We start from the raw sequence: 16,212 nt of genomic DNA, 5'->3' as shown, positions 1-16,212 counted from the left end.
ACAACGATCTTTCCGTCCACAAACGACGATCGACTAGAGATCGTTCCGGGAAGATCAAAACGCCCGCTGACCTGGTGTTTCCACCGAATCAGCGGGCGTTCTTCAGACCGTCGGGCTGACAGGATTTGAACCTGCGACCCCTTGACCCCCAGCGCCGCCGCAATCACGCCCTGACCTGCGAGAACATCACCATCGCGCTTTGGTTTGGACCCGCCGGGTGTCAGTTCAAGTCTCTAGCCGGTGGCACGCGCATCCTCGCGTCTCCAGTTTCACTCCGTTCTCGCGCCGATCGGTGAACTACTGCGTGTCCGTTGGCGAGGTATCTCGCCCAACTGCCCTCGCGGCAACCGACCGCACCTCGTCGCCGGCTTGGGCGTCATCCCCAGCGATCAACGCTATTTGCCACCATCGTCGCCGACATCAACGACCGGCGACTCAGGCGATCGTGACATCAAGGGGCCCCGGCTCGGCGGCGCAACATGTCATTGAGGCGACAAAGGCACGACAAAGCGCGACGAATCCCGACGTCGGCCCGTCGCGAGCCCATCAGGTGTCGTACTCGTGGTTCATAATCGGATGAGGCATGCGCCGGGGCGACCGTGGTGGAGGTGCTGGGATCTTCCGGTCGAACCACCTTGCCCTGGCCGTGCCGCTCCCACTGCCCAGCTGTTCAGACTCAGGAACGACCGTAGGTACCTGATCCGAGCCAGAAGCCGAGCGGTCGTCATGGGACCACCGCTCGGCCCCGTCGACTGCGATCATGCAGAGGACGTCTGCTCCTGCTGCTGGGCGTTGACGGTCGCGCGGGTCGCGGCGTCGCGCAGTGCCGAGGCGACAGCGGCCAGCTGCGGTCGGTGCCGCGACTCCCAGTCGGAGCGGAAGCTGGACGCGTCCTGCCCGACCCACTGGGTGCCCTGCAACTGCGCGTTGAGGGCGTTGGCGAGGCTGTCGATCTGGTCGGCGTTGGCGGTGAGCTGGGTGGCCAAGGTGCGGACCGCCTGCGGGTCCATACCGATGAAACCGGTCATGTCGGTGTTCCTTCCTGGTTCGCGGTCGTCGCCATCTGCACGACCGAGGTTCTGCCGCCGTGGACGTAGAGGCCCCGCCCCGGCGGGAAGTCGGCCCGGTTGACCTTGGGCAGTGCGTCGAGCCCGACGTGGCCGAGGTCTGCGGCAGTGGGTGCGAGTACCAACCAGGTGCGCTGGGCGGTGAGCGCGGTGCGCAGTTCCGTGGTCAGTTCTCGATTCCAGGTGGCGAGATCGACGTCCGCGATGACGAGACCGCCCTCGTCCAGACATGCCTTGACCACCTGGAGCAGGGGTGAATCGGTCGGGGCGAACAGCGGGCCGTCGACGGCGGGCCCGAAGGCGGCCGGGTTCTCCAGCACCAGGACCACCCGCCGGGAATCGGCGGTGACCTCTGCGGCGAACTTCGGTGACCACTCAGCGACCGCCGGATCGCCGATGACCGTAGACGTCAGCGCGGGCAGGCCCGCGACGGCGGACCGTCTCCCGCCGGTCACCAGGTGGATCTCGACGCCCGAATCGTGTCTGCGCACGGCGGTGGCGAGCGTGCGCAGCGCGGTCGTGCGGCCGGAGCCGGGCGGACCGCACACCAGCAGGCCGCCTTCCGGGCGCAGCGCGAACGGCTCCAGTGAGGCGTGCAGGCCAACGACCGGGCGGTCGTCGACGGCGACCGGGAGATCTGCGAGCGGGATCGCGCCGCCGAGGGTACGCACGACGTGCGGGGCCGGGCCGACGCCCTGCTCGCGCAGGCGAGTGGCGTAGCGGCGCAGTTCGAGCGCCTGGCTGCCGGTGTCGAGCCGGTCACCGAACAGAGCGACCTGGATCTCCTCGCCGCGCAGCACCCCGCGCCCCGGCGGCGAGGACGGGGTGAGCACATCAGGCGGAGCGCCCAGGATGGCGTAGTCATCGGCCGCGGCCATGCGCAGCACCACGCGGGTCTGCACCGCCGACGCCAGCGTGGACAGGGCGGCGGCGTTCTCCGCGGCCAGGACGACGTGCACACCGACCGGTCGGCCTTCGTTGGCGATGCTGACGAGCAGGTCGAACCACTTGTTGTCGGCGGTCCCGTGGTACTCGGCGCGGAAGGCGCCCACACCGTCAAGCAGCAGCAGGATGCGCGGTTCGGCGGGCGCGTCGGCGCGCTCGCGGTACTCCACGACCGTTCCCGCGTTGACCCGCGAGTATCGGGCGGCGCGCTCGTCGACTTCGGCCCGCAGCCACTCGATGAGCCTGCGCACCCGCGCGGCGTCACCGCCGGGCACGACGTTGCCCACGTGCGGGAGGACCTCCAGCACGGCCAAACCGCGGGCGCCGAAGTCGAGCGCGTGCACGTGGCACGGACCGCCACCGCCGGTCATGCCCGCGGCGGCGGCGATGGTGCGCAGCAGCGTGCTCTTGCCGGAGCCGCCGGTCCCGTAGACGGCGAAGTTGCCGTCGGAGTCCGGGTGGAACGCGATGGGCCGCTGGGCCTGGCGGTGCGGCAGGTCACGGATGCCGAAGGTCAGGTGCTGGTCGGTGTGGGTGAGGCCGACCTCGGGGTCGCGCAAGTCGTAGAGGGAGGCGAGGACGGGCTGCCACGGCTTGCGCGGCGGCGGCAGCGCGGCTTGAGCTGCGGCGGCGCCGATGGCGGCCACCACCCGGGTGATGTCGGACGGCCCCGGCTCGACGGCGCGCTTCGACTGCTTGACGGTCCACTCCGGACCAGAACCGAACCGCAGCTCGACCACGCCGATCTCCGGCGGCGGTGGTTCGTCCGGCGTCCAGCCGCCGACGTAGCCCGCCTGGAACGGCACCAGCCGTCCCGGCCCGGTCTTGGACACCGCGCGTCCTGGCCGGGCCTGGTCGAAGAAGGCGGCGATCGGCGAGCCCAGGATGTCGATGCTGTTCGTCTCGTCCGCGGTGCGCAGGGCCAGCCGCAGGTTCATGTTGGCCTGCAGGTTCTCCCTGATCACGCCGGTCGGACGCTGGGTCGCCAGGATCAGGTGCACGCCGAGGGACCGGCCGCGCTGGGCGACGTTGACCATGTCGTCGACGAACGCGGGCAGCTCGGCGACCAGCGCGGCGAACTCGTCGACCACGATCACCAGGCTGGGCGGGGCGTGGGCGGGCGCGATGCGCTCCAGTTCGGCGAGGTCCTTGACCCGGTGCTGGTTGAACAGCTCCTCCCGATGCTTGAGTTCGGCGTCCAGGGAAACCCGGGCGCGGCGCACCTCGTTGGGGTTCAGGTCGGTCACCAGGCCGACGGTGTGCGGCAGGTGCTCGAACTCCTGGAACGCCGAGCCGCCCTTGTAGTCGATGAGCAGGAAGGTCAGCCGCTGCGGGCTGTGGGTCGCGGCCATGGCGAGCAGCCACGTCTGCAGCAGCTCGCTCTTGCCGGACCCAGTGGTGCCGCCGACGAGCGCGTGCGGGCCGTCGGCGCGCAGATCGATGGAGTGCGGTCCGCTGGCCGAGACGCCGATGACCGCGCGCAGCCCACCGCCGGAGCGCGCCTCCCCCCACCGGTTCAGGATCGCTGCGGCGGTGGGGCGCACCGGGTCCTGGGACACCGCGAGCAGCGCCACCGAGGCGGGCAGGTCGCTGTCGTCGTCGACGCCCGCACCGGTGTCGACCAGCGGCGCCAGCCTGCGCGCGAGTTCGTGGGCCACGCCCGCGTCCACCTGGTCGACCGCCAGCGGGTCGGCTTGGTCCCCCGAGTGCGCGAAGCCCGCGAACGCGCCGGTCGGCTCGACGGCGACGAACTCGCGGCAGGCCGCCGGGAGCCGGGGCACCTCGGCGGCGACCCAGAGCACGTGCACGCCGTGCGGGCTGCCCCGTTCGGCGAGTTCGACCAGCCTGCTGCGCTCCACCGGGGCCGTGTCCTCGACGAGCACCACCACGGCGGGTAGCTGGACGCCGCTGTCTGCGCGCTGGTCGACCAGTTCGTCGACTTCGTCGAGCAGCCGCACGGCATCGCCGGTGGTGGCGGCAAGGTGGCGGGCACCCAGCGGGCTGTGCGGGGACGTGGTGTGGGGCAGCCATTTGATCCAGTCCCAGTCGGCGACGTGCGCGCGGGCGACGATCCCGCACAGGACGACCTGGGCGGGTGAGTGCAGCACGGCGAGTTGGATCAGCGCGGCCCGGGCGGCGGCGAGCGCGGCCGGACGCGGGCCTGCCACGCCGACCGCGTTGTCGCGCAGTGTTGCGACCACCGGAACGGCGGCGACGGTGGCGAACGGGGCCACGGCCTCGCGCAGCTCGGCGGCGAGGTCCCGCGGGGCGCGGGCCAGGGCAGGCAGTTCGATCGTGGTGCGCGAGGGGCGGGTTCCGGTTCCCAATCGCACTTCCAGGAAACCGCGGTCGTCCGGGCGCCGCGACCACAGCAGGGTTCCCGCGCCGCGAACGGCGTCGAACCAGGCGTCCGGCCCTGGATGCTCTACCTGGCGGGCCGCGCGCTCCACGGTGGCGGCGTGCTCGGCCTGCTCGACCAACTCCGCGAGGTTGACGCGGAACTCAGCGACCGCCTTGCGGAACTCGGCTTTGACCGCGAGTGCCGACTCGACCGCATAGCCGATCATCATCAGCGGGCTCATCGCCATGAACAGCACGGACATCAGCGACGGTGTGACCAGGAACAGCGCTCCGCCCAGCAGGAGCGGGGCCAGCAGCGGGATGATCGGCATCCGCTGCGCCCGGGGTCGCTGCGGCGGTTCCGGCGCGGTCAGTTCGACGCCGGTGTGGCGGGGTTCGACGCGGGGCGAGCGGACGAACTCCACGGCGGTGTCCCCCGCCGGTCCCGCCGGACGCAGCAGCCGCACACGCAGCACCGTGTCGCCGAGCGTGATCGTGTCGTCGGTGCGCAGCACGGCCTTGGGCAACGAGGTGCCGTCGACTTCGATGCCGTTGGTGGAGCCCAGGTCGAACACCTCGGCGAACTCGGCGATATGTACGCGGGCGTGGTGCCAGGACACGAGCGGGTCGGTCAGCACCACATCGACCGCGGGGTCGCGGCCGATCACGCTGCTTTCCGTGCTCAGTGCGAACTCCGCGCCCGCGTCCGGCCCGGCGATCACGTGCAGGACGGCCCGACTCGCCGTGGGCCGGTCGCGGTAAGCGGTCCCGAAGGGCACCACGGTCACGGTCGCGCCGGAGCGCACCCCGCTGTCGCCCACGGGTAGGTGCGGGTCGATAGCGAGGTGGCCGGGCACGGTCGCCAGGGTCAGCGGACCGGGCGCGACCGGCCGCCGCATCCGCGGGTCGACCCGTACCAGGTGAGCCGCGAGGTCGCCGACCGTGGTCGCCGCGTCCACGGTCACCTGGAGGTCGACGTCCGGGGCGGATCCGTCGGCCAGCGTGAACTTGACCTTCATCCGGCCACCTCGACGCGGGTGGGCGGGGTGACGCGGGGCGCCCTGAACCGCAGGTGGGGCAGGAACGTCCCCAGCCACACGTCCGCGCGCAGCCGTCGCCAGACGGAGCGGCGGGATCGAAGTCCACGCACCAGCGTGTCAGTCGCCGCCCAGAACTGGGCGATCACGTCCGGAGGTGGGGCGGCTGGGCCGAAAGCGCCGCGGTCGGCGGTGTCGGCCAGCCAGGTCAGCGCGACGGTGGTGCGCTGATCGCCGCCCGCCCAGGCGGTGAGCCCCGCGGCCTGCTGGGTGCGGGTGAGTCCGCCCGGGAGCACGGCGCCGAGGTCGCGGGCGCGATCGAGCAGTTCGCGCCAGCCGTACTCCAGCCGCTGCGCCGGGGAGCCCCGGGTGCGGCGGTTGCGAGCGCGTACCGCCTTCGCGGCCAAGACCAGCCGGTGGACGCCTGCGATCGCGGCGAGGGGCGGCAGGACGTAGGTCAGCAGAAAGACCAGCCACTCGGGCAGCGTCGGGGGTGGCGGCGGTGGAGGTGGCGGCGGGGTGACCGGAACCCCCAGGTCCGCGGCCGAAAGGCTACTGGGCTGGCGCACGACATTCGGCGGCGGCACCACCGCGGCCTCGGTGTTCTCCTTGGGAGTGGGCGGTCTCTGATTGGGCTTCTTCGACTTGTCCGGGGTGAAGTCGGCGGTCGGCACCGTCGCCCACGTTCCGTCCGCCAGGTGTAGCTCGACCCAGGCGTGCACGTGCTCCCCGCGCACCACCCCGTCGGCGCCGGGAACGGCGCCGAACACCACCCGAGCGGGCATCCCCAGGCTGTTGGCGGCCAAGGCGAACGCGGCGGCGTACTGCTCGTCGTCGCCAACCGGTTGGTCGCCGCGGAAGAAGCCGTCCAGCCGGGCAAGGCTGTGCCCGGGAAGGAAGCTGACCTCGCCGGGGCCGCCGTCGCTGTAGGCGCCGTTGTCGCGCAGGTACGCGGCCACGGCGCGCACCTTCTGTCCGATGGTGACGGCGTCACCCGCCCACTGCGCGGTCTTGCCGGACACCAGGTCCTGGGTCATCGGCAACGCAGGCGCGGGTCCGAACGGCACCGGGTCCTCGGGCAGCGGGCGGGTGTCGAAGAGGGTGTCGACGGTGTAGGTCTCGCCGCGACCGAGCCGGTGGTCAACGACGATCGCTGATCGGGTGGCGAGGTTGTAGCGCAGATCCCGACCGCGGCCACCGGTTCGCTCCCCGGTGAAGGCGATCGCGGACGGCTCGCCCGCGGTCGGCAACCAGGCGTTGAGGTCGCTGGTGGCCGCGTACGCCGCGCCGACGGTGATCCGCACGGTCACGGGCGCTCCGGCCGACGTCGTCGGGATACGGCGCCCGATGCGCTGGAACCCCTGCCGGGGCTGTCCGGGAGCGGTGGCGGCGGTGACCGCGCTCGCGGTCCAGACCGACCCGTTGTAGTCGTCGAGCGTCGCTATGCGGACCGCGGCCCCCGGGGGTAGCCCGTCGGCGCGGAGGAGTTCCTGGTCCCAGAGGTGGTTGGCGTCCTTGGAGTACTTGCGGAAGCCGACCAGGGGACTGGCCAGTTCCCGCACATCGAGCGGCGGTTCCACGAAGTCGCGCAGCACGGTGCGCGGCCCGCCGGTGCCCGGCAGCAGCGGAGCGGCGACGGCGGCGAGCGCGCTGACGATCAGCACCAGTCCGCTGGCGCTCGCCACCCGGCTAGCGCCCCCGGCGGCGCTGTCCGTGCGACGCGCGGCGCGGATCGCACACCACAGCAGGGCCAGGACCGCGAACACCCCGCCGACGACGGTGGCCAGCGGTGCCCGCGCCGTGCCCAGCAGCACGACGGCGACCAGCACCAGCAACGGCGCCAGCAGTGGGGCGGCGGTCCAGCACGACCGACGGGCCATCGCCAACCCGCCCGATCCGCAGCACAGGCCGAGGATGTAGGGGATGACCAGCAGCGGTCCGACCCCGTCGACCGGCGGCAGCGTGGTCAGCAACTCTTTCCAGGAGCCGACGGCGGCCTCGGCCAGCCCGTGCACGGTGTCCAGATCAGGCAGGAACCCGGCCACGGCCTGTTCGCGCAGCACCAGCGCGCCGCCGAGCAGGAAGAACCCCGCGACGGTGAGCAGGCCGACCACGATCATCGGCTGACCGAGCACGTTCGCCGCGTGCCCGACAACGAGCCCGACCACCAGACCCGCGGCTCCCACCGCCAGGAAGCCCCAGCCGGTGTACGTGGTGGCCAGACCCACGAGGCCGGTCAGGAACAGGGCGCTGAGCATCCCGGCGTCGACGAGGTCGGCCTTGCCGGGGATCAGTGCGATGCGAGCTCGGGTTAGGCTCACTGCAGGGGCCTCCCCTCGAACAACGGGTGCAGGTCGGCGAGCGCGCGCACGCAGCCCAGGCCGAGGTCCTCGGTGGCGCGGTAGCTCATGGCGCCCTCCGAGTCGACGGCGAGTGCGACCCGCCGGACCGTCGCCGGGAACTGACCGACGGCCTCGACCAGGTGCCGGTAGTTCCGGGCGTACCCAGTCAGCAGCAGCACAGCGGTTGCGTCGGGTGCGACCGCCGCGGCCCGCGCGGTCAGCTCCACCAGCGCAGCCGCTACGGGAACCGCCCTGGACAGGGTGTCCATCGCCTGCCGCTCGCTCGCGTCATGCGCGACGTGGGTCGGGGTCACCACGGTCAGCGACACCTCGTCGGCGACGGCCCGCTTGGCCAGCGATCCCGCCACCGAGACCGCGGTCTCGAAGTCCACTTCGGACCGGTAGGCCGCTGGGTCGGCGTCCAGGCAGACGACCAACCGGGCTCGGCGGGTGTCCAAGTACTGCCGGACGAGGAAGCGCGCCTGCTCACCGGGGGCCGCCGTGGCCGCGAGCTTGGCCGACGCGCCCCAATGCACGTGCCGGTAGTCGTCGCCGGGGACGTACTCGCGCAGCGTGTGGAAGGCCAGGTCGCTGGGGGACAGGTTCGGGGTCTCGTAGCCCTCCAGGTCGCGGATCATGCCCGCGCCGAGCGGGCCGAGGGGCGCCGTCACCGGGTGGACGAACAGCTCGCGCACCTGCTCCCATGACTTGGCCCGCCGGAACAGCCCGAACGGGTCGTCGCGCACCACGACCGCCGGGCCGATCGCGATCACCCCGCGACGATCGGTCGCGATGTCGAAGTCCAGGTCGACGACCTGGCCGGATGACAGCGCGCCGATCCGCCAGCTCCGGGTCCCCCCGCCCAGGGCCAGCTCCAGTCGCACCGCCAGACGTGAGCCGCGCGGGGCGGTGACCCGCAGCGCGCCGCCCGCCCCGACGCTGCCCGCGACCACGTGGTCGCCGCGGAGCACCACCTGCGCCTGGGCCTCGGTCCGCCCGATGAGCCACACCAGGCAGACTGCGGCGAGCAGACAGACCGCGGCTCCCAGGACCACCAGCTCGTCCCAGCCGAGCACCGCGCCCACCACCCACAGCACCGGCCCCGCGGCCACGACCAACCTGCCCAGCGGCGTGACAGCGGCCAGCAGCGGGCCAAGACGGTCCCGGATCATCCGGCGCCCCCGTGCTGTGGCGGCGGGGTCTGCTGCAGGAGCTGCTGGATGACGTCGGCCTCGGTCGTGCCGACGTACTTGGCCTGCGCGTCGAGGAGCATCCGGTGGCCGAGCACCGGCAGCGCCAGTTCCATGACGTCGTCGGGGCGGACGAACGAACGCCCCTTGGACATCGCCCAGGTCCGCACGCACCGCACGTAGGCGAGACAACCGCGGACCGAGACCCCCAGCCGGACCGCGGGATGCACGCGTGATGCCTCGGCTATGCGCAGGATGTAGGACAGGATCGCCGGGTCGACGTGCACGCTGTCGGCCAGCTGGTTCAGCTGCGCGATGCCGCGCCGGGTGATCACCGGCTGCACGGCGGCCGACCGGTCGCGGGTGCCCGCCTCGGCGAGCAGCCGCATGGCCGCGTTGTGGTCGGGGTAGCCCAGCATGGTCCTCATCAGGAACCGGTCGAGCTGCGCTTCCGGCAACCGGTACGTTCCGGCCTGCTCGATCGGGTTCTGAGTGGCGATCACCATGAAGGGCGTGCCGAGCGCGTGGGTCTCGCCGTCGATGCTCACCCGCCCCTCCTCCATCGCCTCGAGCAGCGCGGACTGGGTCTTGGGCGAGGCCCGGTTGATCTCGTCGGCCAGCACGACGGTCCCGAACACCGGGCCCTGGTGGAACTCGAACTGCTGCGTGCGCGGGTTGTAGACCCGCATGCCGGTGACGTCGGAGGGCAGCAGGTCCGGGGTGAACTGGATGCGCTTGTGCTCGCCTTCCATCGACGCGGCGATCGCCTTGGCCAACGCGGTCTTGCCGGTGCCGGGGTTGTCCTCCAGCAGCAGGTGCCCGCCGGAGATCAGACAGGTCAGCGCCAGCCGGATCGAGTGCTCCTTGCCGACGATCGCGGTGGCGACGTTCTCCAGCAACCGCTGGAAGCTCTGGGCGAACACGGTCGCCTGCTGGTCCAAAGTGGCGGTCATGCGCGCCTGTCCTCCTGTGCCTGATGAATTCCGCGGGCTACCACTGCACCGACCCTTCGACTCCGTCGCAGTTGACGATGGCTCTGCCGCGGCCGCCGTAGAAGTTGCGGGTCTGGCGTCGTTCGTTCGGCCCGAAGTTCTCGTTGACGAACCCGCCGCCGCCCAGGTCGCTGGTGGTGAACCGGCAGGTCACCGGACCGCTGAAGTTGGCCGTCTGCACGACGATGTAGTTGCAGTTGACGCAGCTGTAAGTCCCGCTGCCGCACGGCGGGTTGCCACCGGACGGCGGGTTGCTGCACGCCGAGCCCTTGGAGACGGTCACGCTCGGCGGCGGGGGCGGCGGCCCGGTACGGGTCGAGGCGTCGCGGCGGGCCTCGGCACGCCCCGGGTCGGTGACAACCACCGTGATGCGGAAGTCGGTGCTATAGCCGATGTTGTGCGTGTCCCCGACACTCCACGGTCCCGCACCGGTGGTGTAGGTCCGGGTGCCGCCCCACGCTGTCGAGGTGACCTGCACGGTGGCGGGCTTGCCGTTCGGGTTGACCCGCGCCGACCAGCTGACGTTCGGGCCGTTGGTCGACAGGTCGATCGCCAGGTCCTTGACCGGACCGAACGGAACCACGGTGACCGTCGGCGACTCTGTGCACTGGTCACCGTTGAGGGTGCTGCCGTTGCAGCTGCGCAACCGGAGCGTGTTCGACGAACCGTTGACGAGGCCGTTGATGACCCGTTCCTGGCCTGCGGCGCCGTCGGTCGGGAACGTCCAAGTCCCGCACCCGCCCCACGCGCCGCCGTTGGCCGAGCAGGTGACCGTGTTCGACCGGCCGCGGGACGCCGGGGCGTCGAACCGCAGGACGGCCTGCTGTTCCTGGCCCGTGGGCGCGGCCGCGACGCCGGTGAACTCGTCCGGGGTGTTGGACGCCTCCATCTGCGTGCCCGGGCTCGGCGGTGAGGTGTGCCCGTCGGGTTCGGCCTGGGCGGCGTAATTGGCCGCGGTGACGGTGTAGGTGTAGATCGTGCCGTCGTTGGCCAGACCAGCATCCACACAGGACAGGGCGGTGACATCAGCGCACACGACCTTGCCCGCTCCACCGCCGGTGCGGTTCACGGTGTAGGTGGTCGGTCCCCGGCCGTTCGGCCCGACCGCCTCCCAGCTCAGCGTCACCGCCTGGGTGCCGCGGTCGGCGGCTTGGGCGGTCTCGCCGCGCGGAGCGCCGGGCGTGTCCGGGACGCCAGCGGACTGCCCCCGGGCGGTGACAGCGGGGCCGGGCCCCTGCGCGTTCACCGGGATGACCGTGAACGTGTAGACCGCGTCGTTGTCCAGGCCGGGCGGGTTGGCCGTGGTCGCGCCGCCGGGCACGCTCATCCGGCCGCCACCGGTCCAGCTGATGTCGTGCCGGAGCACCGGGCTGCCCTCGTTGGGCGCCGCGGTCCAAGTCAGCCGCAGGGTGCCGTCGCGGGGCTGGTCGGCGGCGAGCCCACCCACGGCTCCGGGCACGGTGTTGGGCTGGGCCGGGGCCGAACGGCCGCTGGGCTCGCTCCAACCGACGAGGTTGCGAGCGCGGACGGTGAACGTGTACCGCGTGCCGTTGGTCAACCCGGTGATCGCGCACGGCGACGCTGGGCAGGTCTGGCTGCCGCCGTCGTATTCGATCTCGTAGACGTCGATCGGCGCGCCGTTGTTCGGTGGTGTCGACCAGGACAGCTCGACGACCTTGCTGAGGACCGCGCGACCCGGCCGCGGGACACCCGGCGCGTCGGGAACCCCGAGCACGCGCAGGGTGATCCGCCCGGTGACGTGCCGATCGGCGCGGGCGGTGTCGGCGACGTCGGTCACGGTGACGTCGAAGGTCATCGTGCCGTGCGTGTCCGCGCCGGGTGAGATCCGCACGGTGGCGCCCGCGGGCGAGACCTCAGCCGCCATGCCCGAGGACTGGCGCGCCGAGACCACGCCGATCACCGGGTCGCGCAGCGCCGAGCGCACGTAGCGGGTCATGTCGATGGTGGTGCTGTCGCCCGCTTTGATCCCGTCGACGGCCACCGGGGCGACCGACGGCCTGGGCGCGGCGATGACCGCGACCGCCAACGTGGCCGGTTTCGCCTCGCCGGAGCCGATCTCCAGCGCCCCGCTCGAGTCGGGGGTGGCCGCGCCGCCCGCGGTCAGGCTCAGCGTCCGCCCGTCGACATCGACATCGACGGCGGGGATCTCGGTGGTCCAGGACGCGAAGTAGTCCAACGCGTCGGCATCGCGGTCGGCGGTCCAGACGTGGCATACGGACGTGATATCGAGCGGGACGGTCGCACCTCCCGCGACAAGCTCGACCGGTGTGGTCGGACAGCGCAGGACCGGGACCTTGGCGCCGACCTGGACCGGGATGGTCAACACGACTGTCTGCCCCGAGCCCGGCTGCCGAATGTCGCCGTTGGTGACCTCGAAGGTCACCGCGCCGGGGCCGTTGTACCCGTTGGTCCCGGTCAGGGTCAGTTTGGCGTCGCCGTCAGCCTTTGCGGTGAGCCCGGTCGCGGGCGAGGCGGCGACCTTGGTGGCCAGCGTCAGCCGCACCGGCTTGCCCGCGGGATCGACCACGTGCTCGGCCAGCGGGACCGACACCGAGGCGTCGGCGCCCACCTCGATCAGCGCGTCCGGCTTCACGTACGGCGCGCCGGTGTTGGTGGCCAGCACGTGCACCATGGCGATCGTGGTAGCCCCACCCGCGTCGCGGACCTCGAAGGCGACGGTGCGCGGGTGGTCGCCAACCGGCAGCGTGACCTCGCCGCCGGAGACAGCGGCGCCGGGCTCGCCGCCCCCCGAGATGGTCAGCGCGTCGGGTGGGCCGTCCGGGTCGAACGCCTTCTCCAGCACGTCGACCGTCACCGACTGGTCGCCGGGCTCCGGACGGGCGTATGACGCCTGCACCTGCGGCGGATTGTTGTAGTCCTCGCGGCTGCGCACGGTCAGCGCCGCGGTGGAAGGGGTTCCGCTACCGCCGGACGCGGCGTAGACGACCACCAGCGGCTTTCCAGTGACCTCCGGCGCTGTCACCCGGGCAACGGTTCCGGTCAGCTCGGTTCCCTCCGGCAGTTCGGGGTTGCGCGGCGCGAGGTCCTCGACCGTTACGTGGTCGCCGGGCGAGCGGAGGTCGTTCGCGGCCAGGTCGACGGTGACCCGCGCGCCCGGCGCGGCCGTGACGATGTCATCCACCGCGACCAGCGGCTGCGAGTCGCCTGGCGGCACCACGGCGAGCCGGATCGTGGCCAGCTCCGTCGCGCCGAAGCGGTCGGTGACCAGGTAGCTGACAGAGTCGGTGCCCGCGCTGGTCGGGTACGCCTCGTAGGTGACCGACGTGGCGCCGATGGCGACGACCCTGCCCAGGGCCGCTGCGGACCCGACGCCGACGACGGTCACCGAGTCGCCGTCCGGATCCACTCCGCTGGTCGGGATGGCCAACTCGGCGATGTCGCCTGCCACCACCCTGCCCTCGATGGAGCTGGGCGCGGGCTTCTGGTTCGGTGACTGCGGGGTCGGCGCCGGATTGACGGTGACGTGCGCGCGGCCGACCGCTTGGTCGCCATTGGGGTTCTGCACGACGTAGGAGATCAGCACCTGCTGCGGGGCCTGCACGGTCTCCGGTGGGACGTACCGCACCACCGACCCGGTGACGTACGCGCGGCCTACTTGGATGTCGGGATCGGCCACCCCTGACGCGGAAAGCATGCCCGGACCCGGTGCGCCATCCACATTGGATTGGAGTGTCATCGGCGAGCCCCCCGGCGTGGTGTCGTTGTCGAGCACCGGGATGGCCACCGAGTCGCCTGCCCGGACGACGGCTCGGTCGTCCTTGGGGACCGGGGTGTCATCGGCGGGCGGGGCGAGTTGGGTGACAGTGACCTCGCCGGTCACCGGCCCGGTCACGCCGTTGGTGACGGTGTATCGGATGACCTGCGGATTGGGGCTCAGTTCCGCGACGACCGCGCTGATCCGCAGCCAGCGGCCCGCGATCACCGCGACCTGGACCTGCCCGGCGTCCTCGGCAGGCGCGGCGTGCTGCACCGCGAGCAGCGCGCCGGACGGGTCGAAGTCGTTGGCCAGCACGTCGACCGTGGCGGGCTGCTGACCACGCAGCACTCCGTTGTCCGGAACGGCCACCGGGGGCAGCGGGTCTCGCGGCGCGGGCGCGGCGTCGACCCTGATCGTCGCAGTGTTGAACGGCGCGTTGCCGAACGCGGCGGAGTACTCCAGGAAGTAGGTTCCCGGTGCCGTAGCGGTCACTGTGACCACCCCGGTGTTCAGGTCGGTCTTGACGTCGATCCCGGGTACTGGGTTGAGGACGCCTGCTAGCTGGAGTTCGGCGGCGGGTGACGCGGGGTCGGCACCGGGGCGGTCGTTGTCCAGCGGTCGAGTCATGATCGGCTGGTTGACCTGTCCTCTGACGACGTCCGGTTCGGCGACCGGGGCGGCAGGGGTGGTGCCCGCCGCGTCCTGGACCTCGATCCTCTCGGTCCCCTCGACGGGCTCGTCGCGGCCGTCTGTCGCGTGGAAGGTGACCGGTACCGTCGCCGGCTCGGCGGGCGCGGTGAACTCCACGAAACCGGTGGGCGTGGTGCTAGCCGACCCCGTCTCGGCGACGGCGTCGGTCAGGGCGATCGGGTCACCGTCGTAGTCGCGCCACTCGGCGAGCGCAGGAATCGACAGCCTGCCACCCGCGACCACGTTCCATGGGGTGGCGGTGTAGCCCTCTCGGGTGCGGGGCGCCTCGTTGTCCCGCTCTACGCGCACCTCGATCGAGACGGCGGCCGTGGCGGTGAGCCCCTTGCCGTCGTCCACGGTGTACCGGAAGCCGAAGTCCGGGACCTCGCCCTCGGGCAGGCTCACTTGGGCAGTCTGGCCGTCCGGGGCAACGCTGACCGACACGCCCGGCACCGCAGGGTCGGTGAGCGAGGCGATGGCGAGAATGTTGCTGGCCGGGTCGGAGTCATTGTCGAGCAGGTGCAGCACGGTGGTGCGCCCCGGTCGGGCACCGAGGCGGTCGTCGTTGGCCTTGGGCGGCTTGTTCTGGGCCGCGCCGGAGTCCGGGTCGGCGTTCGGGTCACGCTCGTCGTCGCGCGCGGGCGGCGGGATCAGGCTCTGCCAGTTGTCGACCTTCTGCTGGGTGTCGAGATCCCAGACCGCGCCGTCGGCGAGATCGTTGAGAACTATGGATCCCCGATTGACCCGGAAGCGTGGACGGGACAGCACCTTGGCCGATCGCAGCGTAACGGGGGTCGCCTGGTTGCCTGCGCACGAGCGAACGTAACCGGGGTCCGTGGCCGCCCACGCGGCGTGCAGGCAATCGCCGTGCCGGACCGGGGTGGCAGGCTTGCCGCCTGCCTTGTCCCACAGGGTGGTGACCGCGCCGTCGTCGAGGGCAACCGACAGCAGCGCGGTGCCGGTCGCGATCCCGACAGCATCGGAGGCCACGCCCGGTTGCTGCAACTCGGCCGAATCGTCCGCACCGGACAGTGCGGCGGCGCGGCCGTCGGAAAGGTCGAGCCTGCCGGTCGCCGGATCGAGGACGATCGGGGTGGCGCCGACGACGGTGAGCTTGGGCGACACGGTCGACGGCTGGACCGCGCCGTACACAGGTGCGCCGAAGCCCGTCCCGTCCGCCGAGACGGACACGCTCTTGCCGGACGCGGAGACCGCCCACACCGTGCCGTCCACGCCGACCGCGAGCGCGGCATCGGCGTCCACCTGCGCCACCGGCGGCTGGGCCGGGTCGAGACCGCCGAGCGCGGTGACGCCCGCGCGGCGGTCGACCCGCATCGCCCACACCTTGCCGGACGTCGGGTCGAGTACCGCTGCCGTCCCACCACGCATGTCCAGAACCAGACCTGCGGGCATCGGGACCGAGTTGTTCTCCGGGATCTTCGCGGCGAGCACGTCGACCGGGTTCGCCACGCCCGCCGCCACGTCGCGGGCGATCACGGCCGCGCCGTCCTGGGCGACGTCCACCTCGATCGGCGTCTCGCGGCGAGGGCCTGGGGTCGTCAGTCCGGCGTCGAGCGCGCCCGCGGGCTTGTTCAGCCTGCCGAACATGCCATCGGCGGCGCTGGTCACCCAGATCCCGCCGTCGTCGAGGTCGACCTGCAGCGCCTGGAACCCGTCGGAGTTGATCGCGACGGCCACCAGCGCCCCGGCCACGATCGCGGTGGCGGTCGCCGACGCGACCGCAGTGCGGTGACGACGGATGAAGTTCACGATTCCCCTGACGTGAAAGGAAACCGAGCCCGCAGGCGCAGCGGGCGCGGTGTCATACTTGATCTCTCGGGTGGCGTATCGCCGCGCCACCCGCAGGTGT

Annotated in this window: 6 protein-coding genes; all 6 read right to left on the bottom strand. The window is 72.0% G+C overall.

The genetic code is table 11. The features are described from left to right. Nucleotides 1–758: 758 nt before the first annotated feature. The 6 genes from IEY98_RS28080 to IEY98_RS28055 are packed head-to-tail and all read right to left on the bottom strand — an operon-like array spanning nt 759 to nt 16,112. The gene (locus IEY98_RS28080) at nt 759–1,028 is read right to left on the bottom strand and encodes a WXG100 family type VII secretion target (RefSeq protein WP_189213685.1); all 270 of its coding nucleotides are present in this window, start codon (nt 1,026–1,028) and stop codon (nt 759–761) included. Beyond that, entirely contained in the window at nt 1,025–5,371 is a 4,347-nt protein-coding gene (locus IEY98_RS28075; protein WP_189213684.1) for a type VII secretion EssC family protein, read from the bottom strand. Before IEY98_RS28075 ends, IEY98_RS28080 begins: the two co-directional genes overlap by 4 nt. Beyond that, a complete protein-coding gene (locus tag IEY98_RS28070; protein WP_189213683.1) occupies nt 5,368–7,710 on the bottom strand; it encodes a transglutaminase-like domain-containing protein in 2,343 nt (780 codons plus the stop codon). The genes IEY98_RS28075 and IEY98_RS28070 overlap by 4 nt, the downstream gene beginning before the upstream one ends. After that, entirely contained in the window at nt 7,707–8,903 is a 1,197-nt protein-coding gene (locus tag IEY98_RS28065) for a DUF58 domain-containing protein (protein WP_189213682.1), read from the bottom strand. The genes IEY98_RS28070 and IEY98_RS28065 overlap by 4 nt, the downstream gene beginning before the upstream one ends. Then, nucleotides 8,900–9,874: an AAA family ATPase gene (locus IEY98_RS28060; protein ID WP_189213681.1), complete on the bottom strand. Its 975-nt coding sequence runs from the start codon at nt 9,872–9,874 to the stop codon at nt 8,900–8,902. The genes IEY98_RS28065 and IEY98_RS28060 overlap by 4 nt, the downstream gene beginning before the upstream one ends. 37 nt (nt 9,875–9,911) lie before the next feature. Further along, nucleotides 9,912–16,112 (bottom strand): Ig-like domain-containing protein, encoded by a 6,201-nt coding sequence (locus IEY98_RS28055; protein WP_189213680.1) that lies wholly within the window; start codon nt 16,110–16,112, stop codon nt 9,912–9,914. Nucleotides 16,113–16,212: the final 100 nt, after the last annotated feature.

The sequence above is a fragment of the Actinokineospora fastidiosa genome (genome assembly GCF_014648415.1).
Classification (GTDB): Bacteria; Actinomycetota; Actinomycetes; order Mycobacteriales; family Pseudonocardiaceae; genus Actinokineospora; species Actinokineospora fastidiosa.
Note: the sequence above shows the minus strand (reverse complement) of the source record. Positions and strands in the feature narration are given on the sequence as shown.

Coding starts and splice junctions, on each gene's coding strand:
- IEY98_RS28080 (WP_189213685.1), bottom strand. CDS start 1,028: ATGACCGGTTTCATCGGTATGGACCCGCAGGCGGTCCGCACCTTGGCC.
- IEY98_RS28075 (WP_189213684.1), bottom strand. CDS start 5,371: ATGAAGGTCAAGTTCACGCTGGCCGACGGATCCGCCCCGGACGTCGAC.
- IEY98_RS28065 (WP_189213682.1), bottom strand. CDS start 8,903: ATGATCCGGGACCGTCTTGGCCCGCTGCTGGCCGCTGTCACGCCGCTG.
- IEY98_RS28060 (WP_189213681.1), bottom strand. CDS start 9,874: ATGACCGCCACTTTGGACCAGCAGGCGACCGTGTTCGCCCAGAGCTTC.